Source organism: Candidatus Saccharibacteria bacterium (genome assembly GCA_016789455.1).
GTDB lineage: Bacteria > Patescibacteriota > Saccharimonadia > Saccharimonadales > Saccharimonadaceae > CAIJKY01.
Map to the genome: position 1 here is coordinate 1,194,537 of JAEUQU010000002.1, position 26,052 is coordinate 1,220,588.

General features: G+C 51.9%; 27 protein-coding genes. 23 read left to right on the forward strand and 4 right to left on the reverse strand.

Annotated features, from left to right (window positions below; all coding sequences use genetic code 11):
* Positions 1 to 61: 61 nt before the first annotated feature.
* Positions 62 to 583, forward strand: a complete 522-nt coding sequence (locus JNJ66_07345; protein MBL8160239.1) for a DUF2726 domain-containing protein — start codon at positions 62 to 64, stop codon at positions 581 to 583.
* Positions 580 to 1,470, forward strand: coding sequence for a YitT family protein (locus tag JNJ66_07350; GenBank protein MBL8160240.1), 891 nt, complete (start codon positions 580 to 582; stop codon positions 1,468 to 1,470). Before JNJ66_07345 ends, JNJ66_07350 begins: the two co-directional genes overlap by 4 nt.
* A gap of 72 nt (positions 1,471 to 1,542) precedes the next feature.
* On the opposite strand, the gene JNJ66_07355 is transcribed toward JNJ66_07350, so the two are convergent.
* Positions 1,543 to 2,067, reverse strand: a complete 525-nt coding sequence (locus tag JNJ66_07355) for a hypothetical protein (protein ID MBL8160241.1) — start codon at positions 2,065 to 2,067, stop codon at positions 1,543 to 1,545.
* 205 nt (positions 2,068 to 2,272) lie between these two features.
* Here JNJ66_07355 and JNJ66_07360 point away from each other — a divergent pair, with 205 nt between their 5' ends.
* The 9 genes from JNJ66_07360 (at position 2,273) to JNJ66_07400 (ending at position 11,107) form a co-directional block, all read left to right on the forward strand.
* On the forward strand, positions 2,273 to 2,959 hold the full coding sequence (locus JNJ66_07360) for a hypothetical protein (GenBank protein MBL8160242.1): 687 nt from the start codon (positions 2,273 to 2,275) through the stop codon (positions 2,957 to 2,959).
* Positions 2,960 to 3,143: 184 nt separating this feature from the next.
* A complete protein-coding gene (locus tag JNJ66_07365; protein ID MBL8160243.1) occupies positions 3,144 to 5,756 on the forward strand; it encodes a hypothetical protein in 2,613 nt (870 codons plus the stop codon).
* A gap of 14 nt (positions 5,757 to 5,770) precedes the next feature.
* A complete protein-coding gene (locus JNJ66_07370; GenBank protein ID MBL8160244.1) occupies positions 5,771 to 6,490 on the forward strand; it encodes a hypothetical protein in 720 nt (239 codons plus the stop codon).
* Between the two features lie 363 nt (positions 6,491 to 6,853).
* Complete coding sequence (locus JNJ66_07375; protein MBL8160245.1) at positions 6,854 to 7,552, forward strand: hypothetical protein; 699 nt, start codon at positions 6,854 to 6,856, stop codon at positions 7,550 to 7,552.
* 65 nt (positions 7,553 to 7,617) lie between these two features.
* Positions 7,618 to 8,514, forward strand: a complete 897-nt coding sequence (locus JNJ66_07380; protein MBL8160246.1) for a VOC family protein — start codon at positions 7,618 to 7,620, stop codon at positions 8,512 to 8,514.
* 85 nt (positions 8,515 to 8,599) lie between these two features.
* The gene (locus tag JNJ66_07385) at positions 8,600 to 9,316 is read left to right on the forward strand and encodes a hypothetical protein (GenBank protein MBL8160247.1); all 717 of its coding nucleotides are present in this window, start codon (positions 8,600 to 8,602) and stop codon (positions 9,314 to 9,316) included.
* A gap of 80 nt (positions 9,317 to 9,396) precedes the next feature.
* Positions 9,397 to 9,900 (forward strand): hypothetical protein, encoded by a 504-nt coding sequence (locus JNJ66_07390; protein ID MBL8160248.1) that lies wholly within the window; start codon positions 9,397 to 9,399, stop codon positions 9,898 to 9,900.
* Between the two features lie 78 nt (positions 9,901 to 9,978).
* The gene (locus tag JNJ66_07395; protein ID MBL8160249.1) at positions 9,979 to 10,626 is read left to right on the forward strand and encodes a hypothetical protein; all 648 of its coding nucleotides are present in this window, start codon (positions 9,979 to 9,981) and stop codon (positions 10,624 to 10,626) included.
* A gap of 82 nt (positions 10,627 to 10,708) precedes the next feature.
* Positions 10,709 to 11,107: a hypothetical protein gene (locus JNJ66_07400; protein MBL8160250.1), complete on the forward strand. Its 399-nt coding sequence runs from the start codon at positions 10,709 to 10,711 to the stop codon at positions 11,105 to 11,107.
* 106 nt (positions 11,108 to 11,213) lie between these two features.
* Here JNJ66_07400 and JNJ66_07405 read toward each other — a convergent pair whose 3' ends face one another.
* Entirely contained in the window at positions 11,214 to 11,429 is a 216-nt protein-coding gene (locus tag JNJ66_07405; GenBank protein ID MBL8160251.1) for a hypothetical protein, read from the reverse strand.
* 369 nt (positions 11,430 to 11,798) lie between these two features.
* Between JNJ66_07405 and JNJ66_07410 the strand changes: the two genes are divergently transcribed.
* The 12 genes from JNJ66_07410 to JNJ66_07465 all read left to right on the forward strand — a co-directional run bounded on the left by JNJ66_07410 (position 11,799) and on the right by JNJ66_07465 (position 23,810).
* Positions 11,799 to 13,517, forward strand: a complete 1,719-nt coding sequence (locus JNJ66_07410) for a hypothetical protein (GenBank protein ID MBL8160252.1) — start codon at positions 11,799 to 11,801, stop codon at positions 13,515 to 13,517.
* A gap of 1 nt (position 13,518) precedes the next feature.
* Positions 13,519 to 13,884, forward strand: coding sequence for a nucleotide pyrophosphohydrolase (locus JNJ66_07415; protein ID MBL8160253.1), 366 nt, complete (start codon positions 13,519 to 13,521; stop codon positions 13,882 to 13,884).
* Positions 13,881 to 15,803 (forward strand): DUF2075 domain-containing protein, encoded by a 1,923-nt coding sequence (locus tag JNJ66_07420; GenBank protein MBL8160254.1) that lies wholly within the window; start codon positions 13,881 to 13,883, stop codon positions 15,801 to 15,803. Before JNJ66_07415 ends, JNJ66_07420 begins: the two co-directional genes overlap by 4 nt.
* 19 nt (positions 15,804 to 15,822) lie before the next feature.
* Positions 15,823 to 16,185, forward strand: a complete 363-nt coding sequence (locus JNJ66_07425) for a JAB domain-containing protein (GenBank protein MBL8160255.1) — start codon at positions 15,823 to 15,825, stop codon at positions 16,183 to 16,185.
* Positions 16,186 to 16,360: 175 nt separating this feature from the next.
* A complete protein-coding gene (locus tag JNJ66_07430) occupies positions 16,361 to 17,923 on the forward strand; it encodes a RecQ family ATP-dependent DNA helicase (protein MBL8160256.1) in 1,563 nt (520 codons plus the stop codon).
* Between the two features lie 120 nt (positions 17,924 to 18,043).
* Positions 18,044 to 18,658, forward strand: a complete 615-nt coding sequence (locus JNJ66_07435; GenBank protein ID MBL8160257.1) for a hypothetical protein — start codon at positions 18,044 to 18,046, stop codon at positions 18,656 to 18,658.
* A gap of 67 nt (positions 18,659 to 18,725) precedes the next feature.
* Entirely contained in the window at positions 18,726 to 19,295 is a 570-nt protein-coding gene (locus JNJ66_07440; protein ID MBL8160258.1) for a hypothetical protein, read from the forward strand.
* Positions 19,296 to 19,441: 146 nt separating this feature from the next.
* Positions 19,442 to 19,609, forward strand: coding sequence for a hypothetical protein (locus JNJ66_07445; protein ID MBL8160259.1), 168 nt, complete (start codon positions 19,442 to 19,444; stop codon positions 19,607 to 19,609).
* Positions 19,610 to 19,707: 98 nt separating this feature from the next.
* Entirely contained in the window at positions 19,708 to 20,637 is a 930-nt protein-coding gene (locus tag JNJ66_07450; GenBank protein ID MBL8160260.1) for a hypothetical protein, read from the forward strand.
* A gap of 75 nt (positions 20,638 to 20,712) precedes the next feature.
* Positions 20,713 to 21,489 (forward strand): hypothetical protein, encoded by a 777-nt coding sequence (locus JNJ66_07455; GenBank protein MBL8160261.1) that lies wholly within the window; start codon positions 20,713 to 20,715, stop codon positions 21,487 to 21,489.
* Between the two features lie 34 nt (positions 21,490 to 21,523).
* A complete protein-coding gene (locus JNJ66_07460) occupies positions 21,524 to 22,438 on the forward strand; it encodes a hypothetical protein (GenBank protein ID MBL8160262.1) in 915 nt (304 codons plus the stop codon).
* A 112-nt stretch (positions 22,439 to 22,550) separates the two neighbouring features.
* Entirely contained in the window at positions 22,551 to 23,810 is a 1,260-nt protein-coding gene (locus tag JNJ66_07465) for a hypothetical protein (GenBank protein ID MBL8160263.1), read from the forward strand.
* Between the two features lie 841 nt (positions 23,811 to 24,651).
* On the opposite strand, the gene JNJ66_07470 is transcribed toward JNJ66_07465, so the two are convergent.
* Together JNJ66_07470 and JNJ66_07475 are read right to left on the reverse strand one after the other, a co-directional pair.
* Positions 24,652 to 25,203, reverse strand: coding sequence for an NUDIX hydrolase (locus JNJ66_07470; GenBank protein MBL8160264.1), 552 nt, complete (start codon positions 25,201 to 25,203; stop codon positions 24,652 to 24,654).
* Between the two features lie 32 nt (positions 25,204 to 25,235).
* Positions 25,236 to 25,964, reverse strand: a complete 729-nt coding sequence (locus tag JNJ66_07475; protein MBL8160265.1) for a hypothetical protein — start codon at positions 25,962 to 25,964, stop codon at positions 25,236 to 25,238.
* Positions 25,965 to 26,052 lie beyond the last annotated feature (88 nt).

A 26,052-nucleotide genomic window follows, 5' to 3' on the forward strand; every position in this document is an offset into this window, starting at 1 on the left:
GGCGAAACGGGCCGGGAAGACATATACGTCTTCCCGGGCAACGCTCTGATAGGATAGGAAGATGGAACTGTTTATCATCATCGGCGTGCTTATTGTCGCCGTCGTCATCCTGGCACGAATCACCCATGGGCATGAGAGTGCCCGCCGTAAAGTTTTCAAAAATGATGCCTATGCATATGTGCCCAAACCATCGGTCATGTCACCCAGCGAAGCTGAGTTCTTTTGGAGGCTCCAGGCGGTAGTGCAAAACAGATACTTCATTTTTCCGCAGATGCACTTATCATCCCTGCTCGACCATCGGGTGAAAGGGCAGGAGTGGAAGTATGCCCTGTGGCACATCAACGGCAAATCCGTCGACTACGTCCTCTGCGACAAGCGGACCCTCCGCCCCGTCTACGCCATCGAACTCGACGATCCTTCACACGACCGTCCCGACCGGGTGAAGCGCGATAAAGAAGTAGAACGCATCTTCGAAGAAGCCGACCTCCCCCTGGTCCGCTTCCGGGAATATAAAAACCTATCCGCCCAAGACATCGCTACGACTCTTGCCGGCGCCCGCAAACTGACGCAGCGCAGCGAATGAGATATATCCGGGCCAACATCATCCAGCGCATCGCAGTCGTCATCTTCGGCGCGGCTGTGACGGCGGCCGGGCTGCAATTCTTCCTGCTGCCTAACCATATGCTTGACGGTGGCGTGACGGGCCTGTCTATCCTGTCGGCCAAACTGTCGGGGCTGCCATTAGGCCTGTTTCTGGTGCTGCTCAATGCGCCGTTCGTCTTTCTGGGCTACAAGAAGTTTGGGCGGGCCTTTGCCTGCTATTCGATCCTTGGCATCACGACGCTGGCATTATTGACCTTTGTGCATGTGGAGCATGGTTTCACCGACGTGCCGATCCTGGCGGCGGTCTTTGGCGGCATGATCGTCGGCATCGGTGTCGGTATCGTCGTGCGGTATGGCGGCATCATCGACGGCGCCGATACGATCGCCGTGCTTATCGACCGTGAAACGATCTTTTCTGTCAGCGAGGCCATCATGGCCATTAACGGCGTCATCATCCTCATCGCCGGCTTTGTCTTTGGCTGGGAGCAGGCCATGTACTCACTGGTTGCGTATTTCGTGGCGCACAAGGCCATCAATGTGACGGTTGAGGGGCTTGATGAATCACGTTGTGTCTGGGTGGTCAGTATGCACGTGCGTCCCATCGGCAAGGTCATCAACGAGTTGATCCGGGAGCCGGTGACCTATATCCGTGAGGCCGATGCCAAGGCTCGCGAGCCGCACGGTATCATGCTCGTCGTCATCACGCGGCTGGAGGAGCAGAAGGTGAAGGCGGCCATCCGGGCGGTCGACCCGACGTCATACATCGTCATGACGGGGGCGCATGAGGTGGTGGGGAAGATATCGGAGCATTCGCTGTATAGGGACGCGGGTGTGCGCAAGGGTTCTCCATCGAAGTCCAAAGCTTGAACTGCGCTGGGGAACCCTCCTGACGCTTGGTGAAGATAGCGACAGGAGGTCCGTCTTACTCTTGGGGCGGCGTCACCGCCACGGATCACTGTGGTGAACAGCGGTGTAGCGCTTGGGGTGGCCGGTGAAGCCCAGGATGGTCGGGACGGTCCAGTTGAAGGTGTCCCGCCGGGCCATGGTGATCTTACCGTTCTGGATGCGGCGGGCCACCCGGAGAACCTGGGCGTCACGCCTGAAGTGGCTCCAGATGTCGTACTCGGCGTACGGCTCCGACCAGAAGCCCTGGTCACCAGGGTACTGCTGGGGCACCGTGTAGGCGTAGGCCCAGCCGCGCACCTCGGTGAGCGGACCGAAGTCGGCCCGCAGATTGTACAGCGTGATCATCATGTCACAGTCACGGCGCGTGCCGCCGCGGCTGCCGGAGTAGTGGTGGGCGCATTCGCCACCAGCCACGAAGCACTGGCGCCAGCGCTCCACGTAGGTGAGCGTCGGCGCCTCGCTGTCCGGGACCAACATGCCCAGCCGCTCCACGAGGAGCCTGCGGGCACCCTGGGTGAGGTGGTCCTGGTCGATGGCGGTGGGTGCCATGGTGGGCATTGGGGCTCCAATGTTCGACGGGTTCGGCAGTAAGCCGAATACTACTATTGTATCACAAATTTACTGAAAAGTCAATAGAATGCCACGGGGAACGGGGAGTGTCAAGGGTACATACTTACCCTGGATAACAGAGGTGATGTGGTGAAGAATACGTGGTGTGCCCGCGGGATCCGCTCGCAGCACCTCAGTTAATCAAGGAGCCCACATGCCCCTCCGCCTCGGCCTCACCAACGCCCTGTCGCTCATCGCCGACGACCTGGTGGCCGGTACGCTCAGCCGCAAGGTCGACTACGGCACCGCACCGTATCACCAGGGCCTGACATTTAATGGCCAAGGCGACGCAGATGCCGCCCTAGCTTTCCTGGACCGGCGCGTTCGCACTCTGACGGACGGCCGGTACGGTGTGGTCTACGCCGATTACGCCTACCTGGCAGATTGGGGTGGTGGCATGACCATGGCCTACGTGCCGGCGGGGGAGGACTTCACCTCGGCGCAGGCACAGTACTTCGTCATCAGCTACGGGCCACACGGGGTGCACTCGTCGGAGCGGGCAGCGGCTAGTGTCATCGAAGCCGCGCTGCGCAGCCGGGCCGATGATCGCCGCCGCCACGATCAGCGTGCGGCCGGCCGGGCATTGGTCGCACGGTTGACCGAGGTGATGCGTCGGCGCCTGCATGTGCTGCTGACCCGGCCAGACACCACCCTGGATGACCAGCTGCTGGGCGACCTGCACGCCCTCGCCTCAGTCCAGCAGGGCGGGGTGACACTGCCGGCCATCCTGCACCGGCTGGAAGTCTGCAGCCTCGAGACGCTGTGCGCGCTACTGCGTGCACTGGACCACGAGGAACTGCCCGGCTACGACCAGCCGGGTGCCGCCCCGCCCGGGCAGTGAGTGCCATCCCCGTGATGAGCCTCGCCGCCTGGCGGGGTTTCATCATGATGACGATTATTTGAAATACGAAGATATAAGCGGGAACGTATTGCTGTATAATATGCAATATATTGTTTGTTCCCAGGCTGGCGCTCAAGCTAGAGAGGGCAAGAATTTGTAGCGATGAATAACCAAAGGAGTAACGGTGGGGACAATCTTCAAGCGCGGGATGGTAGCGGCAGCGTTAATCGCGGGCGTGGCGGCAGTGCACATAACCAGCCCTGCCACGGCAGGAGCCGCAGCCGTCCACACCGCTACCGGGTCGTATATTCCCGAGAACGTCTCCGCACACAAAGACGGCAGCTACAATGCCTCCGTCTGCAACAGCACCACAACGCCCTGGACCTACAGCAAGACCTACTCATCGAGCCATGCCGTCACTAATGCCGTGACACGTGACGCCAGCAGCGACTGGTGGGCGCCCTACTGCGACAACGTCGGCATGGGCGTCGGCCTGGACGACACCGTCTATGCTTACGAGGTCAAGGATGCTTTTGGCAACTACGAACGGCGGCTGTCGGCGTACCGCGCCAATGCCGAGATGTGGCATGAGCCGTTCCGGGCAGAGGCCTGCCCCTCCGCCAACACGCCCGAAGCCAAGCAGGGCGAACTCTTCTTTCCGACCATCGGCTTTAATAAGTACGTCTTTGTCTATGCCTACGCGCCCGCCGGCTGCAGCAGCCCGGACAACCGCCTCTACATGCTGGACGCTTTGGACGGCCAGGTCATCGACAGCCTGCCGCTGCAAGGCCCGAGCCTCTCCGGCTCCTGGCATCCCAAGCAGTTCGACCACGTCTTCCCGGGTGAGAACGGCGTCGCCTTCCTTGACGGCACCACCGTCCGCTACGCCGCCTTCGACACCAACAATACGGCGAGTGACATTACCGACGACGAGCTAGTGGAAGGCACCGGCACCGCGCTCAACCTTGCCCAATCCTCCGGCCAGTTCATCCTGCACGCCAGCGGCAACGGGGCGGGCTATGTCTACGCCATCCTCTCCAACGGCACCCAGTCGGACGCCAACAACCCGAATGCTACATGCACCGGCTCGGTGGAGCTGGTGCGGGCGACGCCCGCCAGTGGCACTAATCCTGGACGTTCTACCGTGCCGGTCAGCACCTGCAGCTTCGTACCGGATAGCGTGACTATCTCACCAGATAACGGCGTAATCGTTCTTGGCGCCCAGCCTGGCACCTCGGGTGCCTACGACGACATGCTGGTGAAATACTCAGTCAGCGACACGGTCGTCTACAACAAGAACCTCAACAACCTGAGTAACGAGGGCTTCGCGACCGTGCGCATGACCAGCCAGCCAGCTGTTGACAACAACGGCGTAGCCATCCTGGTATCGACGGCCGATGTGACGCAGTACAGTAATTCCGATCGCTATGTAGTGGTGCGCAAAGTTGACACGAGCGGCAATAGTTCGATTGTCTACGCTTCGTCCGACGATTACACTATGGATCCGAACGGCCAGGATAAGTTCGGGGCGGGGACGAAAGTCGATCTGCAGAGCGGCAAGGCATACTTTATGTCGTGTAAGTTAGAATGGTACGCTAATTTTTGTGGGACAACGAATAATACTTTCGTGACAGTCGTAGATTTGGTTAACGCTATTGGCGACCGATATCCACGTTCGGAGCCTCTGTCCAGTTACAACTACTCAACACTGGATATTGATAAGGATGGCTTGAATATGGGGCGGGAAAATATTCAAGGCACAAATGATTACGATTACGACTTAGACAATGATGGAATCAACGACTACAAGGAGTCTCAATGGTATGGTTATCTAATTGAAACCTACTGTAAGCCGAACCCTGTAGACTATGAGGAAGACTGCGCAGTCCCAAATCCATTGGTTAAGGATGTGTATGTTCAGATTGACTGGGTGAAGCAAACGAATGGGCCGTCCACACAGATCACCCCCAATCAAATCGTGCCAGTGATCCAAGCTTTTGATGCACTGGGCATTAAAGCTCACTTTGACATTGGGCAGACAACGGGCAATAACAGCCTAGTGTCAAGTGGTGATGAGGTAGGTGACTATGGGGGTGGTGATGAAATATCGAGAGATGAAGAAATATTTCATTTTAATGTGCCGTCTGTGCCCGGGAAGGAAGATATTTTATACTACAAATTAGGGTCGGTCAGCAAGGATGCAACCAACACGACAGAGCCTTCTCATTTTGCCACGCTGTACAGAGAAGGGGTATGGAGGTATATGATTTCAGCGGAAAAGTTAGCAAAGTCAAACACTCCTAGCTCGCCAGACTATAGCATTGTGCACCCCACATTAAGAGGGCAGGCTTGGTCTGGTGATGATGATATAGCGATTGCACACCAGTCAATACTTGATTTGGTTGGCAGTAATAGTTTTGACGCTGCCATATCCAAGACCATCCTACATGAGCTTGGCCATAGCTTGTGCCTGGCTGATGAGAAACAATATGAGGCACAATCGGAACAGTGTATTTACTCAGGGATCGACATAAGTGAAGAAGACCCGTTTTGGGATGATGAAATACACTTTGGCTACTATAGTATAATGAATTATACGCATGCACTTAATAATGGAACGGCCGCGCCAGAGCTTAGTTTTGCAAACAGTAATGAGTTTATTACCCATAATGATCACCTGGCTATTCTTGTTGGCATGAGTGACTTCGCCAATAAGAGCAAGCGGTATGACTTAACTGGTGATAACGTATTTGATGCGTACGATGATAATTTACCTTGCTCAATAACCTGTAAATAGAAGGACATATTATTATGAAGTTATGGCAAACGCTAACTCCGCGCTCAAAGTTCATCATAGTCCTTATAATGCTGTGTATGGCACTAGGCCTTGCGGTACTACTTTACAGCTTCATCCTCGCGCGCGATGAGTCGGTCAGGCAGCCGGCAAAGGAGGGGGCGGTGTCCCAGGGCAATCAAGCCGGATCTAGTGGTGCTAAGACGCATATAGCACTTGTAGACACGCTGCAAGCCATTACAGCCTCCACTCCTCCTCCCGACTGGCAAGAGTTTTCAGATAAAGAAGAAAAATTGAACTTTGCACATCCTGGTAATTGGAACGTTGCGATATACGTGGAAAAGCTCACTCATTCAGAACCATCCCGCTATATTATGATTAGCAGACTGGATACTAAGACTATCCTGCCTTGCTCGATAGGTCATTCAAGTCTTTCGTATTTAGAGGCGACCGCTAGGTTTGAGGCGCAAGACCAAGATGACGATGGAGTTGTTAAGGACATCCGAAGCAAGCATATTACAGACATCAAGCAAAAGGATGAGTTTATCCTCAATGATCGAAAAGCGATACGGTATGTGCAGGTCACGCGACCAGTAAGCCAAGCGACAACCTCCAAAGAAATTCAGTATTACTTTGAAAGTCTTAAAGGTTCATATAGCTACCGCTGCAATGTGACACCGGAGCTTGATGAGAAAACCATTGACTCAGTAATTAACCATCTTAATTTTACGGATTAAGTGGATACGCTCGGCCGGGACGGATGAGGGGTAGCAAATAATGCCAATCAGATAAAACTATGAAAGAAACAGCACCTCAGACGCCCGCTGGTGGTCCGTCCTCACCTCCACTATGCTAATTGTCGGCTGCGACAGGGGTGTGTGAAAGGTGGACGCCAACGGCAACGTTATTAACCTCGCCAATACTGTAGGCGGCAACTCTATCCTCCTTGGACCACTTCGGAGACATTGACTTTCTGGACAATTTGGTGCGCCATCTTTCCGTTTGGTAAAAGGCTTTGCATTTAAGTTTTTTGCATCAGCCATTGTGATCATTGCAACGTGATTTGTTATGCTTATAGTAAAGGAACTATCAAAACCCGTATGGACATCTACCCGAGCCTAGGCGCACCGCAACCAGCACCACGGCGCGATCACCGAGCATTCAAAAAACTTATGTCAGCGTTGGGCGTCCTGATGCTGGTTGGCGCTGCAGCGTATGGGGTGTATGTATGGCAGCAGAGCGAAGCTGCCAGTATGCACCGCGCGCTCCAAGCAGAGGTTAAGACGCTCAAGCAGGCCAATGGCACCGCTGCCCAAAAAGAAGCAACGGCGAAGGGGCCCACCACCTACACCACCGCCGGCCTGACCATCACGTTGCCACATCCATATAAGATCATCGTCAATGTGGATGGCAACCGGGGCGGCGTGCCGGGTGCCGAACTGAAGATAGGCCGTATCAACGAGGCCGGCATCATCAGCGACGACAGATACGAATATGTGGCGATTGAGCACGGCACCAACCAACTGACACCCGAGCAGGACGCCGAAGCAGTCGCCGCCAACCTGCGCGAAGCCAACCGCGACGGCATACTCATACAAGAGACCACCATCGCCGGCCAAATGGCCTGGCTTGTGACGGCGGACGGCTATTCCTATGTGCAGCCGATCAGAGTTTATGTGGTGAAAAGCGGTAATTACTCGTACCGGCTTTCGTCAACCTCCAGCGATAATACCAGGAACAACGAAATGTTCCAGGCGCTGCTGGACGGCACGAAAATCGTCGAAAAACAGTCTGAATAACAGGGTATATGTGGTCGAACCTTCCCCTGGTGGTATGATGGAGGTATCTTAATCAGGAGGCCACCATGCAAAAAATCACCCCCAACCTTTGGTTCGACGGCGCACGCGAGGCAGTTGATTTCTACGTTTCAGCCTTTCCTGACGGCAAGATTCTCTCCGTAGCCAACTATCCGGAAAGCGCCGAGGAGGGCCTGGCCGACTTCCAGCAGGACCTGGCTGGCAAAGAACTCAGCATCGAGTTTGAGTTGGGTGGCATGCATTTCACCGCCATCAATGCCGGCCCGGCGTTTACGCCCAACCCCTCCATTTCCTTTATGGTAAACTTTGACCCCTCGCGTGATGAGCAGGCCCGCGAACACCTGGATGAGCTCTGGGCTAAGCTGAGCGAGGGTGGCCAGGTGCTGATGCCACTGGACACGTATGACTTCAGCCAGCACTACGGCTGGGTACAGGACCGCTTTAACATCAGTTGGCAGTTGATGCTGACCGACCCGGCGGGTGAGCCGCGGCCGTTCATCGTGCCGGCGCTGATGTTCATCGGTGATAACAACAACCGGGCCGAAGAAGCGCTGAACCACTACGTCTCAATCTTTAAAGACGCCAAAGCCGGCACCTTGGCCCGCTACCCCGACGACACCGGTCCCGCCAAGGCCGGCTCGCTGATGTATGGTGAATTCGCCGTGGGTGAGCAGTGGTTTGCCGTCATGGACAGTGGCGTGGAGCACCAGTTCAACTTCAACGAGGGTATCTCGCTGTCGATCAGCTGCCGCGACCAGGCCGAGATTGATTATTTCTGGGAAAAACTCTCCACCGTACCAGAAGCCGAGCAGTGCGGCTGGTGCAAGGACCAGTTCGGCGTCAGCTGGCAGGTGGTGCCGGAGAACATGGAAGAGCTGATGAGCCGTCCGGGCGCCTTTGCCAAAATGATGGAGATGCATAAGCTCGTCATTGCTGATTTTTAGATAATATTGTATTATAGCCTCCGTCGCCGTACGGTCATACCCTGCGGCACTTACCTCTCAGGAGTCTTCTGTGACACTGGGTACGTTGGACGTCACTACCCTGCCGCTCACGCGGGTCTACACCTGTAAGGACGGCTCCACCATCGACATGGTCGAGCTGGTGAAGCGCGCCCGGCCGGTCATCGAGGCCATGATGGAGGCCGGCTTCCTCAAGCAGACCGACGCCATGGGCTTCGTCATGCTGGAGCCGGCGGTAGTCGGTCACGACAACCGCAGCAAGATCGACCCCGACGACCCGTCGACCTACGTCTGGTTCGCCGGTGGTTGGGGCGACGAGAAGCGGCTGCACGCGCTCATCGCCAACGCGGTCCGCAAGCTGCGGGGCATGCTGCGCGAGCAGGTCGACAGCACGCTGGAGATGCGGCTTGACCCCGCCAACTTCACTTTCGAGAACCTCGTCCCGTCGGTCGACGAGAACGACGAGTTCCCCTGGGGCGACTTCGGCTGGGCCGGTGCGCTGCGCCTGTTCTTCGACGACCTCGAGCTGGGCGGCGCCATCAGCGTCTTCAGCGAGCTCGGGGACCACACCGTCACTGCGCTGCTGCTGCACCTGTTCTACGAGCCGATGGCGGCCGGTGACGGCCTGTTGCCGGAGAACACGGCGATGATCCGGCTGAAGGAGGCGGTGGAGGCCAAGCGAGCGGCGGCTGCCGATGCCGCCACGCCCGCTGCCGGCATCGAGAAGATCGACGCCGGCAGCGCCGCCTACGCCGAGTACGGCGGGGACGGCGCCGAGCGCTGAGGCCTCAAGCCCTCTCCCGATTCTGCCTGGTGGCGGGGTCGGGAGGGGGTGTTCTTTTTGTCGGGGTATACTAGTGTCATATGACACAGAAGAAAATAATCAGTAAAAATGGCAGCAAGACGGACGGGCTGAAACGGCAACATCTCGTGGTTGGCGTATTGGCGGCAGCTGCAGGGGTAATTTTAGTTGTCGTCGTATTGCTTATTGCCAAAGTAGCCGGCGGTGCCTGGCAGGCCGAGGAAGATAAACGTACTCTCATGCATACCGATCAAATCGTCGAGGCAAGTAAAGAAAAACATGTCATACGCGGAACGGTCGTCGAGAAACAGACCAGCTGCGGCGGCGAAAGGCTGCCGGGGTACGATGAGTACCAATTGACTATCGGTATCTGTGATGGCGGCAATGCCGTATCAGTTGACGGGCTTATTATCTCAACGGGCGGAGGGGCCCTCAATGGTGGTGCGCGGGAACATATCAGTGATATTAAGGATATTCATGCCGGCGACAAGGTAGAGGTGAGATATGTGAAGAATGGGGAATGGGCAAGTACCAATTGTGAGTCCTGTTACGTTAAAAAGCATTGACATGCCCCTACAATGATGTAGTATGTGTACCACCGCCGCACGGTCCTACCCTGCAGCACCGACTCCCAAGGAGTACCCATGACACCAGAACCGGTAAACCCCGGCACCTTCCCGACCGCCCAGACATTCCAGTGCTGGGACGGCACCAGCCTGGACCTGGCCGCGCTGTTGGTGGAGACCCGGCCGGTCGTCCAGGCACTGCTGGATGGCGGCATCATCAGCGCGGGCGCCATCAACGCCGGCTACAGCATCGGCTTTGTGATGACGTCGCCGATCGTCAACGGCGAGTACCTCACCGACACCAACAACTGGGACCACCCGGAGCGGTTCGTCTGGTTCGCCGGCGGCTGGGGCGTCTCGCACAAGCGGCGCATCGCCGAGGCGGCCTGCCTCCTGCGGCCACTCCTGCGCGAAATGGCTCGCAGCACGCTGGAGCTGCGCATGGTCGACCCGACCCAGTTCTTCGACGCCGTCGAGCCCGCTCCCACCGAGGACATGCCCCCATGGGGCGACATCCCGGAGGGCGGCGCCGTCATGCTCACCTACGGCGACCTCATCCTCCGCGGCGCGGTGCGCGGCCTCGATGAGGCCGGCAACCACCTCGTGGCGGTGCTGCTGATGGAGATCATCGCGAAGCGGATCATCGCTAGGGAGGAGATGCCGCTGTTGCGGGAGGGGAGTGACGACGGGGACGGGGTTGAGCCCGACGACTCCGACAGGGGGTGAGGTGTGCCCTCTCCTGGCCTGCTGCGAAGCGGGTTGGGAGGGGGTGTTTTTCTTTTGCAGCACAATACTTATACTGGTTGCCATGCACAAAGAACTGCTTGCCACCTCAGCTAATGGCCTTCCTGTCTTTTATGATCCCATGGGTTCGCACGCAGCGACACATTTTGCGGATACGCCGCAGTTGAAGGGGCTGGTGCAGGAGATACTGGCCGGGACGGTGCTGGATGGGCCGCAGATGATATTTGAGACGGACCTAGGCCGCATCATCGGCACTACTGACTTGGTGGTGAATGAAGAGGGTGACGTGATTGTGTATGCCAAGCGTAAGAATCGTAGTGAGTATACGCTGTTTAATAAATCGAAGGGGCCGCAGCCGTCTTCTGTCGTGACGATATTTGTGAAAGAGATAGACGGCGTGTATGAGCTGATTACTGCGTGGGTGGGTGGGGTTGCGCCGCCGTTTCCGGGGGATGTGAATTAATTGCCGGAGAGTCGGAAGTTTTGGAGGGGGTATGCGTTGGCGTGGGGGAGGCAGGAGGTGGAGGAGGGGACGGAGACTTTGGATTGTCCGTGGTAGGGCGTCAGGATCACTTAATCGGTGTGACGGTGATGGGATTCTCGCCATGAGGCAGATCGTCGCCACGCTTGGTAACGTGAACGGTCAGAGTGCCGTCATCATTCTCATAGACTTCGCTGACTACGAACGGTGTCTGCTTACGACTTGTTAAGTCTTTAAGTGATCCTTTAAGCTGAGCACTCCAGCGTTTGCCGTCACGGTCATATTCAAATGGTTTATCGTACATACTACTCCTTTATTTTGTAGGGCCATTATAGCTCAATCAATTCCGATGTGCTGTAGTGTCATAAAGTACGATATCGCTATGACTAGAATACGCAACAGCAACAAGACTAGCGAACAGACTCGCTGTATCGTGTGCAAGACTTCTTCACTACCGCTATCCAGCGCTACGGGCTAAATGCTACGGCATCACTACTAAACTTCAACGCTTGTATGATGACCGCTTGGACGGACGCATAAGCACCGAATACTACAACGAGATGGCTAATAAGATGGAAGACCGACAGCAGGAGGTCACGGCTAAATGGGTAATTATTAAGGTTTTGCAGTTTCTTAAAGAAAAACAGTAAATATTATTGCTAGTATAGAGTATATGGATAGCCAATCGTCATTTGAAATGCCCATACAACTTGTCCCTGATTTGGCGGTTGCCGAGTCCGAAGATAGCCGTAGTGACGCACTAGAATTTATATCTTACGCAAGTGTCATAGCTCGTATTGTTCGTGGAACACGCGGACCTTTTACCATAGGCGTATTTGGCGAATGGGGGATGGGTAAAACTAGCTTGATGAGATTAATCGCTCAACAGTTAATAAGCGACAACTTTGAAGGAAGTGATCAAGTGATAGTCCCCGTATGGTTCAACGCATGGATGTTTGAACGTGTTCAGTATCCAATCATTCCATTAATAAAAAGTATTATTGAGGCGATTGAACTAAGGCAGCAGAGTGACGATAGTATCGCGGCTTCAAGTAAAACACTCTTGGACGCGCTCAAGGCACTAATTAAAGCATCAAAAATAAAAGGACAACTAAGCCTTCCAGGTGGAGGCGCGGAGGTCGAGGTAGATCCCAGTGTTGCGTACGCGGCGTATAAAGAGCATAGAAGTGGCCGCGAATCAGTTCCGGAAAACCAAGATTCATATGAGCAAATATTCGACGCGCTTCACAAGATCAGTGACAATGTTGTTCCCAAAAACATTACAATTTTAGTACTTATTGATGACCTTGATCGCTGTTTTCCCGAAAACGCGGTGCGACTACTTGAGAGTATAAAGCTGATTCTTTCTCAACCTGGCTTCATTTTTGCGCTGGGGGCATCAAGAATTGTTATTGAAGAGTACCTGCAGTCAAAATATGAAAAACAATTTGGGATTCAGCATTTCAACGGCCGTGCTTATCTGGACAAAATGATCCAGCTAACATTTGACATTCCCCCGCATGCTTCACGCATAGATACCTTTACTGATGAAATTATTAGCAGTATTGAAAATGAAATTACCCGCAATGAATTGCATTCGGTAAATTCTATAATAAGCCAAACTTGTCACTATAACCCTCGTGCGATCATTCGTTTTATCAACAGGCTTATCACCGACAGCGCAATATATAAACTAAAAAATTCAAGTGTCGAGAAGGCCACCATCCCGGTTGGTTTCTTTGCTGTTACTAGAAGCTTGCAGCAAGTATCGCAAGATTTGTACGGCCTTCTTGTTAGCGGGGAAGACGAGGAAGACAGAGAATACTGCGCCATCATTTCCAGATGGAATGACCATGACATAAAGGACTGGAAGAACTATGGTAACGGCATTGCGGATGCAAAACGACCAAAAGATTATGGCGCTCTGCGACTTGCGGATCCGCAGGCATTGAAACAAATTGCAACTTACTTAGCAAATAACCGCACGTTAAAGTTTCTATTATGGCAAGAAATGGGAAGGAGGTGGCTTGCAGACCACCCCATGCGTGAAGCTAGTGTTTCATTTCTACTTGCCCAGCCAAGCGAGAACGTCATGTTTAGCGACGACCAAGTTGCAAAAGCACCTGAGGCTTATCGGCCATATACTCAACAAGATGATGTATATGAGGAGGCCGTAAGAACTGTTATTGAACTAGGAAGGGCCTCAACTAGTCTGCTTCAAAGAAGGCTGCGCATCGGCTATTCTCGGGCGGCAAGAATTATTGAAGAGATGGAACAAAAAGGAATTGTTGCTCCTTCGGATGGATCGCGACCGAGAGAGGTGCTCATTAGTAGTTATGGTGAATTTGAAAATCTGACGAGTAAAATAGGGTCAGATGAAAGTATTAAATAGTATGATTTCACGCACACCCTCACTTAAAAATCTTCAGCAACAAATCCGCCAATTCTGCGACGCCCGCGACTGGGACCAATTCCATAACCCCAAAGACCTTTCCATCTCACTTGCGCTTGAAGCTACTGAGGTCATGGAGCACTTCCAATGGAAAAACGCCGAAGAAATGGCCGAGCACATCAAGAAGCACAAGGGTGATGTCGGTGAAGAACTGGCGGACGTATTCTATTGGGTGCTGCTACTCGCCAACAAGCTCGACATTAATTTGGTCGAAGCCTTCAACGACAAGATGGCCAAGAACGAAAAGAAGTACCCTGTTGCCAAAGCAAAGGGTAGCCATAAGAAATACACCGAACTTTCCGAATGATCATCTACTCAGCCACAAAAAAGCAGTTCTCTCACGACATTCTCGCCAATAATATCGAGCAAAAAGTTCTGGCATCATTTGTGCGCGCTACGGGTTCGACATCAGGCAAATTGCCAGTGAGCGAGGCCGAAATTCGCTCGTGGCACAACTCTTTGATGTACATGGACAAGGTGGTGTCTAGCAGCGATATCCCAGATAACGCGGGTGTTGCCATTGAATATAGACTGCCACTCTCGTCCAAGCGCGTAGATTTTATTCTGACGGGCCAGAACGAGCATGGGCGCGACACGGCTATTCTTGTAGAGCTTAAGCAGTGGTCAACTGCTACGGCGACTGATAAAGACGGCGTGGTTAATACTTTTGTAGCTAAGCAATATCGAGATGAGCCACATCCGTCATATCAAGTCTGGTCATACGCGGCCATGCTTGAGAACTACAACTCTACCGTACAGCAAGATGAAATCATCTTAAAGCCGTGCGCTTATCTTCACAACTATGAGCCCGACGACGTTATAAACAGTGAGCGCTATGCGGAATATACAAGCAAAGCGCCAGTCTTTTTGCTGCCCGATGCCGAAAAGCTGCAAAACTTTATCAAGCAGTACGTTAAGTGTGGTGACGAAAACGGCGTGCTTTATAACATCGAGCGCGGCCAGTTGCGACCATCAAAGCAGCTTGCCGATAGCCTCCGGTCGATGCTAGAGGGTAATCAGGAATTCATACTAATTGATGAGCAGAAGGTAGTCTACGAGACTGCATTGAGTTTGGCTCGACATTCCAGTGATGAGGTGAAGAATGTGCTAATCGTGGAAGGTGGCCCAGGTACGGGCAAGTCTGTGGTGGCCGTCAACCTCTTGGTAAATCTCATTCAAAAGGGTTTAGTATCTCAATACGTAACGCGTAATGCGGCACCTCGCGTAGTGTTTGAAGCTAAGCTTTCAGGCAGTAGTCTCAGGTCACAAGCATCACATTTATTTCGATCTGCTTTTGGCTATGTTGATGCTGCTGCCAATGAATTCGATACACTTATCGTTGATGAAGCTCATCGCCTTACGGAAAAGTCAGGCGTCTACGGCAATCTTGGCGAGAACGAAGTAAAAGAAATTATCAATGCCGCCAAATTCTCAGTCTTCTTTATTGATGAAGATCAAAAGGTGACATTGAAGGATATTGGCAGCAAAGACGAGATTCGAAAATGGGCGAGGGTGCTTGGTGCAACTGTTACTGAGTTGGAGTTGCCGTCACAATTCCGCTGCAACGGCTCTGATGGATATCTGGCGTGGCTTGATGATGTGCTTGAAGTGCGCGAAACTGCAAACACAAACCTGGACGGCATTGATTATGAGTTTCGCGTATATGACTCGCCGCACGACTTACTTGTAGACATACACGAAAAGAATGAGCTCAATAATAAGTCCCGCTTGGTGGCAGGATACTGTTGGGACTGGAAAAGCGCTAAGAATCCACTGCTGCACGATATTGAAATTGGTGATTTTACGGCGCGCTGGAACTTAAAGGTTGATGGTCAAGCGTGGCTTATTAAGCCGAACTCGGTGAATGAGGTGGGCTGCATCTACACCTGCCAAGGGCTTGAGCTTGATTATGTCGGTGTTATCTTAGGCGAAGATTTAGTGGTGCGTGATGGAAAAGTCGTTACTAATGCATTGAAACGTGCATCGCAAGATAGGGCACTTTGGGGGTATAAAGGCATGCATAAAGAAAATCCCGAGGAAGCTTATGCAATTGCTGATGCGATTATCAAGAATACGTATCGTACGCTCATGACTCGTGGTATGAAGGGTTGCTTTATCTACTCGGTCGACGAGGAGACGAGAGAGTACTTTAAGCAGCAATTATTATCATTTCATGAAACAAAACTACCAAATATTGGGGTGGATGGTTTTAGTGTCATAGACTAGTCTCGTAAGAGGTTAGTTCATGCGAAAAAACAAAATTAGTGTAGTTGAGGAGGTTCTGGCGAGACTTAGCGAGGAGCGAGTAAGTCGTCAGGAGCATCTTATGTCGTTTAGTCTTAGTAGCCAAAGAGAAATTATCAAGAAGCACACTGTAAGCATTGGAACACTCAACGCTACGCTCGTCCACCCAAGAGATGTGTTCTATAGCGCAATTGTTGATAACGCCGCCGAAATTGTTATTGCTCATAATCATCCGGAGGGAAGTTTAGAGCCCAGCAACGCGGATCGAGCTATGACCAGAAGATTTCGTGAAGCGGGCCAACTACTGGGCATTCCGTTATATCTTCATGTTTTGGTCACAAAGTCGAGCTACTCCGTGATTTGAGATAGGCTGCATGGCCAAATTGAAGTAGACTTAACGATGGCATTAGTGCTTAAGTTAAATTACATTTCAAGCATTGGCACTGTGGCGCTAAATGACAAAACGGACGATACCCACCTCAGTACGTGCTATCTGTTATGTACGTGATAATGAAACTTGCCAATGGAGTGGCTGTGATTTGTCGCGTCTTAACGGTGACGTGATTAACTTGCACCACATCTTGCCTGAACAATTTGGAGGCAAGGAAGAGCCGGATAATCTTATCACGCTTTGTGACATACATCATAAAAGTATGCATGCAGAATTCCATGCATTCTATCCTGACAGTCAGAGTGTTTTGCTAAAAATGAACCGACTGACTAAAACTGCCCTCTCTAAAATTAGAAGAGCGATGGGCGTAGATGATGGGTATGATTTACGTCCATATCTCTACTTTTTGACTAAACAGTACAGTTTCAGGCCGGGACAGCTTACTGCCATTCGAGCCGCACTATCGGGGCGGGATGTTCTATTTGTTACGCCTACAGGCTCTGGCAAGTCAGTGTGTTATCAAATGCCAGGCCTGTTGGGAGGAAGTGCCTCGTTGGTAATCTCACCACTCAATGCACTAATGAAAGATCAAATGGAAAGCATTTGGTCCAAAAAAATTCCAACTACCTACATAAATAGCGAGCTTTCTCCAGAAGAAAAGAGAAAACGATACTCGTTTATTCGGCAGCACCTCTATAAGTTTATATTTGTTGCGCCTGAGCGGTTTGACTCTAAAGATCCGCTTACTTCAAATCTATACACTCACTATTCACACCTCGTTGTCGATGAGGCGCACGCGATTGATATGTGGGGCATGGCGTTTCGTCCGTCATATCGAAAACTGGGCGAAATCCGGCGCACGTTAGGTGACCCGCCGGTAATCGCGCTAACGGCAACGGCATCCAAAGAAACACAAAAGAACATCACTACCTCTCTCAACATGAAGCGGCCAAAAGTAATCGTCACTGGCTTCGAAAAAAAGAACATTGAAATTTTAGTGCATCGGGCGCATGAACGGAATTTCTTACATAATAGAAACATTGGAAAGCTTGAATATATCTACCAAACAATTACTGGCAACCCTGATCATAAGATTATAATTTTCGTACCGACAGTAAAGCGCGGAGACGAATTGCTCAGCGAATTGCGTTTCAGGGGACTGGAGGTAGAATTTTACCACAGCAAGCTAGAGCCTAAAGTAAAAATGCAAATTCAGAATAGGTTTACAGGCATACAAAAGCCAGGGCTGCGAGTGCTCATTAGCACTTCCGCATTTGGCATGGGAATTGATATCCCAGACATACGTCATGTGATTCATCTTATGCCCGCGCAAAGCATTACTGATTATGTGCAGCAGATTGGCCGAGCCGGCAGGGACGGTAGACAGTCCTATGCCCACCTATTGTACGAGCCTGCCGACAACGGTCTGCTTGAATATATGGCTGAACGGAGCTTGCATGAAAAGGGCTTTAAAGAAAAGCATGGCTATACCGACAAGGATGTTGAGCAGGTAAAGCGTAAATTACTTACCCAAGTCGAAGATATGATTAATTTGACGCGCCAACCCAAGGGAAAAGAATGGAAATACATCCTTGATTACTTTGGAGAGGTGCCGCCGCGGTTCTGGGACATGTATGGGAAATGGGCTGTTGATGCTTTTCTTATTGCCTTGCTGGTGGTTGTTACCTGGTGTGTCGCACAAAGCATGTGAAGGTGTCTCCCTTTGCAGCCCCAATGATATGCTTATGCTATGAGTCTACCCCTCCACACCCTCGCAAACACCTATGGCCCTTTGCCGCCCGGGTGCAGCGTCGTCGTGAAGGATGCCACTGTGCAGCGCAGGACAATCGATGGTTACTACGGGCCGGAGTACGGCGAGCAGTGCACGGTGCTGAGCTTTTACGGCATGTCCTACATCTTGCTGATTGTGATACTGGCGGCGGCAGTCTTTATCAAAATAAAAGACATCATGAAATCTAAAAAACGTAAGTCATTGCGGCGCAAAGAAAAGCCGCTATTGCCAGGCGGGAAGCTCGCTGAGGTGGGCTTATTTTCGTTGGTGGCTGTAGCTTATACCAGCTTACTGGCGTTACTTCTGGTGAGGACGCTTATGTATGCGCCAAGGAGCGACGCTGATATGTGGTGGACTGTTGCGAACTGGGGAATCATACTAATGCCGCTCATGTACTATATGCTGGCGGTGCTGTTGTCGACTGGTGTGTACCACACATCAAGGATGCTTGTTGTGTCGCTGGGGTATACACTTGCGGGAGTAGTTGTGCAGATAGTTATGCTGTGGTTTGTGGCGATGGAAGAAACACGGTCGCTCACTCGTGGATCCGGGTCACTTTTGCAGAATGTTGAGGCGGTGTATGTGACTGCGGTTGTCGTAGCGCTGATGCTGGGTGGGTATATTTGGTTGATGAGGAAAGAAGGGAAGTGGTAGCTATATGAACATATGGGAACCTCTCGCGTCAGATACCCTGCCAGTAGGCTGTTGGTACGGAGAGTTGATGGGAATTAATCCAAGTTCACATCACGGACCATTGGAATGCTCTGTCTTTAGCCTCATCAATATCTTATGGGTCGTGCTCCTGGCAATTCTCGTGAGCGCTGCTGTTTTGAGATATAGAAATAGCAAAAATGGCCGCAAGCGACCAAAGCGGCCGTACCCTGAGCCTGTATTTAAATCGGTGCTATTTTATCTTGTGACGATATCTTACGCGGGAATGCTTATCTACGGACTACTTCAGTGGGATATGGCAAAGCTGCTTAGTCCGGTGGGTCTCCTGGAACTAACGACTGTGGGAGGACTATTTATTCTCCCGGTCGTATTCTTTTTCTTGGCGTTTTTACTGTCTACTGGCGTGTATAGCATGCATACGGTACTCTTCAAAAGTCTGGTCTATTCATTTGTTTCGGTGCTGTTGGTTATCGCCGGGCTTATACTTTGTATAAACTTACTTGGCTTTGAAGCCCAGCGCATAGTGACGAGATGGGAATGGGCCTATTGCTGGGCGATAGCAGCCAGTGGCGGGTTATATTCTTATCTGTTGAGAAAGCGGCAACAGAAGGAGTGGTAATGCGCTCGGCGAAGTCTTCCTTTGTACTACACAAACTACTTAGGTGATATTTGACATATTTTTATAATATAGTAAAATACTATGACTCGGCATTCCGCCGGGCGACTCGCGACCCTTAGGTTGCCCAACTCTGCAGGGAGCACCTGGTGCCCAAGAAGAAGCCCAACTTCATCTCTTTCGGCAACAAGAAGTCCGGCAAGAAGAAGGGGCCGCTCGAGCAGCTGTTCACGCCCGCCAAGAAGCAGACCAAGAAGACGCACCACGACTCCCTCAAGAGAGGCCAGGGCAACGGCGGCGGCAGGCGCCGCGGCTGACCTGAGCGCCTTGGCTTCATTGGATCCAAGCACTCCGCACCCCGGCCGCGCAACGTGGCCGGGGTGCCTTCACCTTAGTTGCTATACTAGTAGATGATATGACCAAGCATTTAGTATTTGCCAAGTCCGCCCCCAACCCCGAGCTAGCACACGTGTATGAGCATATGTTTGCCATGTCTCTTGCTGCTGAACTTCGCCAAGAGGGTCTGCTGGGGTACCTCGACTACCTACTCGATGCAAAAACATACCATAAAGGCATACTATGGTTTGAAATTTCGTTATTTTCTGACAAGGCCATGGCCTTTGCACCCAAAATACTTTCGCATCGAACACCATTAAGTGAAGACCACATTAATATGGCACTACTGCAGATAATGGCCGAAAAACTCGCCAATGTTGCTGAAGTGGATCAAGAAGGATTTTTGGCCGGTGTGGCTGCGCTTAACGAAGCGCGGTGGGTAAGCGCCACAAGCGAGGGGCTGATTAAAGGGTTTTTGTATCAGATGCAAGAAATAATAAGTCTTGAACCGAGGGATGACAACGGTTTCAATGTAATACGGCAAGAAGTGGCAATCAAGAATGCTGCGGATGGCTCGGATATATCATTCCCTCTGGCGATTATCTTATCGAAAATCATTCACCACACGTTACAGGAAGATATTGCCATGACTTCCTGTTGCTATAGCATGGATGACGCTTGGCAGGAAAAAAATAAACACCTTCAATTAGTAAATTGGTACAGGATGGACAAGCGGCAGAATACCAAACTTTCCAGCGAAGGCGAGGTAACAGACGAGGTCTTACGCTTACTGCGTACGCCCGAGACTGCGGAGCGAATAATCAATATTGCCACATCTACTGCCCATGACCAAGGAATGCTTGCCGGGCAACATAACATGCTGGAGTATGGAGGCATTTTTGTCGGTACATCGTACTGGTCGCGTAATGTTACAAGAGAAAGTATAGCGAGCGCCTTGGACATGCTTTCGGTTAAATTCAGTATGGAGCCTGCTGTGCAAGAGATGTAGTGGCGGGCGGGAGTAAAGTGCTCCTAATTTGGTAACTACCCGTGGGGCCAGAAGCCTTTAAGTTATACTGAGACCATGCCTCCACCCCTCGAACCCCGCCATCCCATCTACCGCCACTCCCTGCGCGCCTTGCTGAGATTGATTGAAAAAGGCCAGGAGCTACAGGATAGCCAGTTCCTGCGGGATACGTCTGACATACTCGATAATCTCGTGTACGAGAACTATGACAACTGGACCACATACATGAGTGCCATCCAAGACCGCGTTGGCAACGATGAAGAAGACGAGATGTACGTATCTGACGAAGAAATGTCAACGGCAAGACAATCGATTGATGAGCAAATTTTTGGTGATTTTGACGAAGCAATGATAACGCTGGAGCAGGATCTGCGCGGCTTGCCATGGCGCGACAGTTTAGACTCGGATGCATTCAAACCCGATTATTTTGCGGCGGACGATCGTAAAATATGGGATGAACTGCGCGAGGTTGCCAAGCGGTACATTGGTGTACGGGATACCGATGCGGCTGAAGCGGCGACAGAAGACGCTATTGTAAGGCTCCGTCGTTATCTACAGAAATTGTATGGCCCGCTCATACCCGTAATGATTGCAACATACTCAAAAGCCGAAAATGTAAGGACTGTCGGGTATTCGGTGCGGCTTGCCTGGCTTGATGGCAAGTTGGATATCACAACAAGTGCGCCGTTCTGTGCGAAATTTACGAACTATGTTATGAAGATAAAGCCAATAACACGCCCTGAAAGTTTTACAGCTGAGCATGTGCCCCAGAAGATAGATGGCTTTGAGCTTGGGTCTGTTGATTGCTATCAATTATTCCGGTACGAGCTATAGGTCTCCTTTGTCGCAACGAGTTCCGTAATAATCTATGCAGCGCCTATCCATCTACAAAAACACCACCACCCAAAATACCGCACATCTTTACGAGCACCTCTATTGCTATGCCTTAGATTATTTTTTTCTATCGCACAAGTTATATACCTACGTTGACTATCACTATGATGCCAAAACCTATGCCAATGGCTTAATCCAGCTCGATACATTCCTGTTTACTCCAGAGGCGGAGGCATTGGCCTTGCAGCTAACGAGTGTTTTGCCTGACTTTAGTGGTGATTCGGTGAGCATGGCATTGATTGAAATACTGGCCGAGAAGCAGTGCTACGCCGAAGCTGACGAGCAAAAAGTGATACGGGTATTGAAGCAGATTGACAAAATAGTGTGGCGACACAGTGTGGCCAACGATTCAATTGTCAATCAAACAGATGGACACGAAGATCCATTGATCTTGTACCCGGCAAAAAGCAATGATTTTACAAGTGCAGAGTGCCAGATTGTCTTAGGAGATGCTCAGACGATAGCCAATGATGCAGCCCTGCCTCTTTTTTATATCGTTGCTACGGCATTACTCAATAACGTCACAGATATGTTGGCAAGGGAATATGCTTACTTTGGCATCGAAAGAAGCTTTGATAAAGGACTTGAGCGCCCAATTGCCACTCAACAGTTTAGGATACATGCCTCGCAGGCATCTGAAACAACAGAAGAAGTCGCAGACATCGAAGTACTCATAGAGGCAATGAAACATGCTGGCTTAGTGAGGAAGCTCGCAGCCTATTTGAATAATGCCACCTATGATATGCCACTAATGGCTCCAGATAAGAAACAAATACGTAAAGCTACGGGTATGCATATTGACGTGGAAGAATGGCGAAAACTGGGGACTCCAGATACTATACAGTGGATTTTGGATGCGTGTGAAGTACGGTGGCAGTTTACATCGTAAGGATTCCGGCGCACTTCCAGATTTAAGCATAACTGCTATACTTAAAGCCTAACCGTAATAGGTACACAAGTACATTAGAAAGGCACAAGTGACAAATCATCAAAAGGGTGTGATGAAGAGTTTCGCAAGCTGGCTCAAGTCGGCAAAATCAGTACGGATAGCAGGCATGGTGGTGGTCATTATGGCCGCCGTTTTTATTGGTGGGGCAGTAACCAACCGCGAGGTGGATGCCGGTTCTGGTGGCCGCTTTACCTTCCTTAAAGATGACGGTACGTACTGGGGCGTGACCTTCCCGGGCGCGGGCCTGGGTGAGACACCGTTCGCCATCGATACCGACGGCAACGGCAAGCAGGAACTGGCAGTCTATTACAACGGCCGCATGACCATCCGTCGCGACGACGCATCGCTCTGGGGTTTTAACTTCTATGGCGGCGGCCTTGGCGAAGTGCCGCTGGCGGTCGACATGCGCGTCGGCAATGACACGCCGTTCAAGCGCGCCCAGCAGTTTGCCGTCTACTACCAGGGACGCTTTACCTGGCTGAACGACAACGGCACCTACGGCGGCGTCACGCTGCCGGGCGCCGGGCGGATGGATTTGCCGCTGGCGGTTGACACTAACGGCGACGGTCAGCAGGAATTCGGCGTCTACCGCAATGGCCGCTTCACCTTCCTGCGTGGTGACGGTACGACCTGGGGCGTCGACTTTGCCGGCGCCAATGCCGCGGATCTGCCGTTTGCCATTAACTTCAATGGTCAATTCGGCCAGGAGTTGGCAGTGTACCGCGATGGCCGCGTCACCGTCCGTAACGACAACGGCACCTACTGGGGCTTCCCGTTCCAGAACGCCAACGTTGATGAACTGCCGCTGGCCGTCGACACCAACGGTGACGGCCGTCAGGAGTTCACGATGTACAACCACGTGACGCAGCAGACCTCGGCCAAGCAGATTCTGGGCTTCCAAAACAGTAACCGTATCCGCATCCTCGATTACACTGACAACCCCACGAGTGACCGCGCTGACCGTTCGCTGGCCAGCCTGCAGCTGCAGGACATCGCTGACGGCGGTAACGCCCGGCTGTCCACCCGCTGCTGGTATGCCAACCAGCTGCCATCGGCCATCGGGCCCGACCCGATGTTCCTGCGCTTCCTGGTCGACTACGCATCGCGCGGGCACTATGACATCACCACCTTGTTCGGCCAGTGCCACTCCGGCGCGGGCTCGATGCACCACAAGGGACAGGCCGTTGATATCGGTTGTTACGACCCCAACATCCAGCACGGGGACAATGCTGCCGGGCGGTATGGCATCGCGCGGAACTATGAGAAGTGTCCGGATCATGGGCATTATCACTATTCTGTTGGTGGGCGGTAGCCGGCAGGCTTAGCCTATCGAATATTGAAGTGCGGGGCTGCCGAAAGGTGGCCCTGTGCTTTTCTGTTATGCTTAAGGCATGTTCGCGATATCGGCATCAGACTTAAGTCCAGGCCCTAGCGGTACCGACTCTACTTCGCTTCCTCCAAGCTGTCGCTACTTAGGATCTATTGGTTTTGGAAGTTCAGGTAGCTATGGTGGAGGCCCTCAGTGCACTCCTTATGGCTTGTTCAACTTTTCAATCCTTGCCCTGGTTCTTGTACTAGCTGTCGCTGCTTATGTAAGGCTTCGCTATGGTAAGACCGCTCGTGCTGGCAGCAGAAGGCATTCCAGGGCTCGAACACATGTTTTGCAAAACCAATCTTCCCAATTTTCTAAATATGCTACATTGCCACTGACCGCTATAGTCGTGCCATATATGGGCCTCGTATGTTTTATATTCGCCAATCTGGCAGTGTTGCTGTGGGAGTATCCTGCATACACAGCAACGCGGGAAGTACTATTTAGAGGGTTGGTTCTTGTGCCGTTATTCTATTTTCTTATTGCGGCCTGGCTGTCAACGAGTGAATATCAGGCCAATGTAATGCGTCAATGTTTAAAGTATGCGGTGCTGGCGACAACGGCGTGGATCGCAATAAGTGTACTGTGCACAGGAGGTGCCGCCACATTCCGATATATCATCGGAGCCGGCACTGACCAGGACGCTCTGTACCGTTCGATTGTAGTGCCGGGCATTATGCAGATATTGTATGTCGTGGCAGCATTTGTAAGTGTGCTATTGGGAGCATACCTCCTCAGGCTAAGACGCAATGACGAATGGTAGTAGTATCTTCACGCCAGCCTACAGCAACCCCAAATAATCCAAACACCGATACCCCACCTCCACATCCGTCAGCTCCCCAGAGCGGAGCAGTGCACGGAACTCCTTCACGCTCAGCAATACCACTTCCGTGTGCTCCGTGGCGGTCTGCTCCGGCTCACTGACTTTCTGGCAATGCCTGGCCACAAAACAATGCCGCCGCACGGTAGAATACGCATCATCAATACAGCTGCCCACATACTCCAGCTCGCCGGTGTAGCCAGTTTCCTCGGTGAATTCCCGCTGCGCCGTCTCCAGTTGCCGTTCATCCTCGCCGATGAAGCCGCCGGGTATCTCCAGCAAGATTGCTTTGGGGCCGGGGCGGAACTGGCGCGCCAGAATCACCTCGCCGGCGTCGGTCAGGCCGAGGGTGGCGCAGGTGTGGCCTTCGTTCTTGATGTAGTATTTTTCTATGGAGCCGCCGGGCAGCTCGAAGGTGACTTCGTCGATGCTGCGGGAGTATTTCTTGAATACTTGGGTGCGGGAGAGTTCTTTCCAGGGTTGGATGGGGGATGCGGGGTTATGTGGTGTCATGACTCTATTATCTACCGCTTCGCTGTCTACGGCTAGGACTGCAATACGATGTGTCGGAGGATTTTCTCGCCTAGCGCTTCGTCTTCGGGGGTTAAGATGACGGTTGAGTAGAAGTACAGGAGATCATCATTGCCTTTGATGAAGTAATCATATCGATAGATTCCACTTGGTTCATTCGAAAGTCTATTAAATACTTTAAACCTGACGGCTTGCATGCCGTTAAATAAAAACTCATCTTTTTCTTTTATGTCTGAAAATGCTTGATACGGATCGGAAGTTACCTTGCCGTCATCCTCATCGTCGTTTGCCTCGAACGCATTTATCGCGGTCTCAAAGTTCTTTTGCTCAATCTGGAGTGTGCAGCATCGTTGTACGTGGATTCCTTTTTTGAAGACAATATTATATGTTTTGCCTGAGTCTGGGCCGGAGTGTGGAGCGGAGTAATCTGCGGCCAGTGTCCATTCAGTAGGATAGGCAAGCTGCACGCCATATGCCGTATCTTTGTAAGCTTCCCAGCCAGCTAGAGCCGTAGCATCTGTGGTTATGCTTTGAATTTCATCAACTGCCCGTATGTTGGGCGGGGTCCGAGAATTAAAAGCTGGCTCATCTTGAAATTCATTCTTTGTTGGCTGTGCGCCATCACGGATTACTGGAAGAATTGGTTTTGCTTGTGACGCAACAAACATGACAATTAAGAATAGAGCCACGGCGCTTACCGCTAAGATCGCTTGCGCACGGCGCGGGACACGATGTTTCTGCATATGCTAAATATAGCGCACATCGTCACAACGGGCCTATACTGAAGGCGGAAACAAGTGACAGTCACAACCAGTACTACGGGAGATTTTA

Coding starts and splice junctions, on each gene's coding strand:
- JNJ66_07345 (MBL8160239.1), top strand. CDS start 62: ATGGAACTGTTTATCATCATCGGCGTGCTTATTGTCGCCGTCGTCATC.
- JNJ66_07350 (MBL8160240.1), top strand. CDS start 580: ATGAGATATATCCGGGCCAACATCATCCAGCGCATCGCAGTCGTCATC.
- JNJ66_07355 (MBL8160241.1), bottom strand. CDS start 2,067: ATGCCCACCATGGCACCCACCGCCATCGACCAGGACCACCTCACCCAG.
- JNJ66_07360 (MBL8160242.1), top strand. CDS start 2,273: ATGCCCCTCCGCCTCGGCCTCACCAACGCCCTGTCGCTCATCGCCGAC.
- JNJ66_07370 (MBL8160244.1), top strand. CDS start 5,771: ATGAAGTTATGGCAAACGCTAACTCCGCGCTCAAAGTTCATCATAGTC.
- JNJ66_07375 (MBL8160245.1), top strand. CDS start 6,854: ATGGACATCTACCCGAGCCTAGGCGCACCGCAACCAGCACCACGGCGC.
- JNJ66_07380 (MBL8160246.1), top strand. CDS start 7,618: ATGCAAAAAATCACCCCCAACCTTTGGTTCGACGGCGCACGCGAGGCA.
- JNJ66_07390 (MBL8160248.1), top strand. CDS start 9,397: ATGACACAGAAGAAAATAATCAGTAAAAATGGCAGCAAGACGGACGGG.
- JNJ66_07395 (MBL8160249.1), top strand. CDS start 9,979: ATGACACCAGAACCGGTAAACCCCGGCACCTTCCCGACCGCCCAGACA.
- JNJ66_07400 (MBL8160250.1), top strand. CDS start 10,709: ATGCACAAAGAACTGCTTGCCACCTCAGCTAATGGCCTTCCTGTCTTT.
- JNJ66_07405 (MBL8160251.1), bottom strand. CDS start 11,429: ATGTACGATAAACCATTTGAATATGACCGTGACGGCAAACGCTGGAGT.
- JNJ66_07410 (MBL8160252.1), top strand. CDS start 11,799: ATGGATAGCCAATCGTCATTTGAAATGCCCATACAACTTGTCCCTGAT.
- JNJ66_07415 (MBL8160253.1), top strand. CDS start 13,519: ATGATTTCACGCACACCCTCACTTAAAAATCTTCAGCAACAAATCCGC.
- JNJ66_07420 (MBL8160254.1), top strand. CDS start 13,881: ATGATCATCTACTCAGCCACAAAAAAGCAGTTCTCTCACGACATTCTC.
- JNJ66_07425 (MBL8160255.1), top strand. CDS start 15,823: ATGCGAAAAAACAAAATTAGTGTAGTTGAGGAGGTTCTGGCGAGACTT.
- JNJ66_07440 (MBL8160258.1), top strand. CDS start 18,726: ATGGGAATTAATCCAAGTTCACATCACGGACCATTGGAATGCTCTGTC.
- JNJ66_07450 (MBL8160260.1), top strand. CDS start 19,708: ATGACCAAGCATTTAGTATTTGCCAAGTCCGCCCCCAACCCCGAGCTA.
- JNJ66_07455 (MBL8160261.1), top strand. CDS start 20,713: ATGCCTCCACCCCTCGAACCCCGCCATCCCATCTACCGCCACTCCCTG.
- JNJ66_07460 (MBL8160262.1), top strand. CDS start 21,524: ATGCAGCGCCTATCCATCTACAAAAACACCACCACCCAAAATACCGCA.
- JNJ66_07465 (MBL8160263.1), top strand. CDS start 22,551: ATGAAGAGTTTCGCAAGCTGGCTCAAGTCGGCAAAATCAGTACGGATA.
- JNJ66_07470 (MBL8160264.1), bottom strand. CDS start 25,203: ATGACACCACATAACCCCGCATCCCCCATCCAACCCTGGAAAGAACTC.
- JNJ66_07475 (MBL8160265.1), bottom strand. CDS start 25,964: ATGCAGAAACATCGTGTCCCGCGCCGTGCGCAAGCGATCTTAGCGGTA.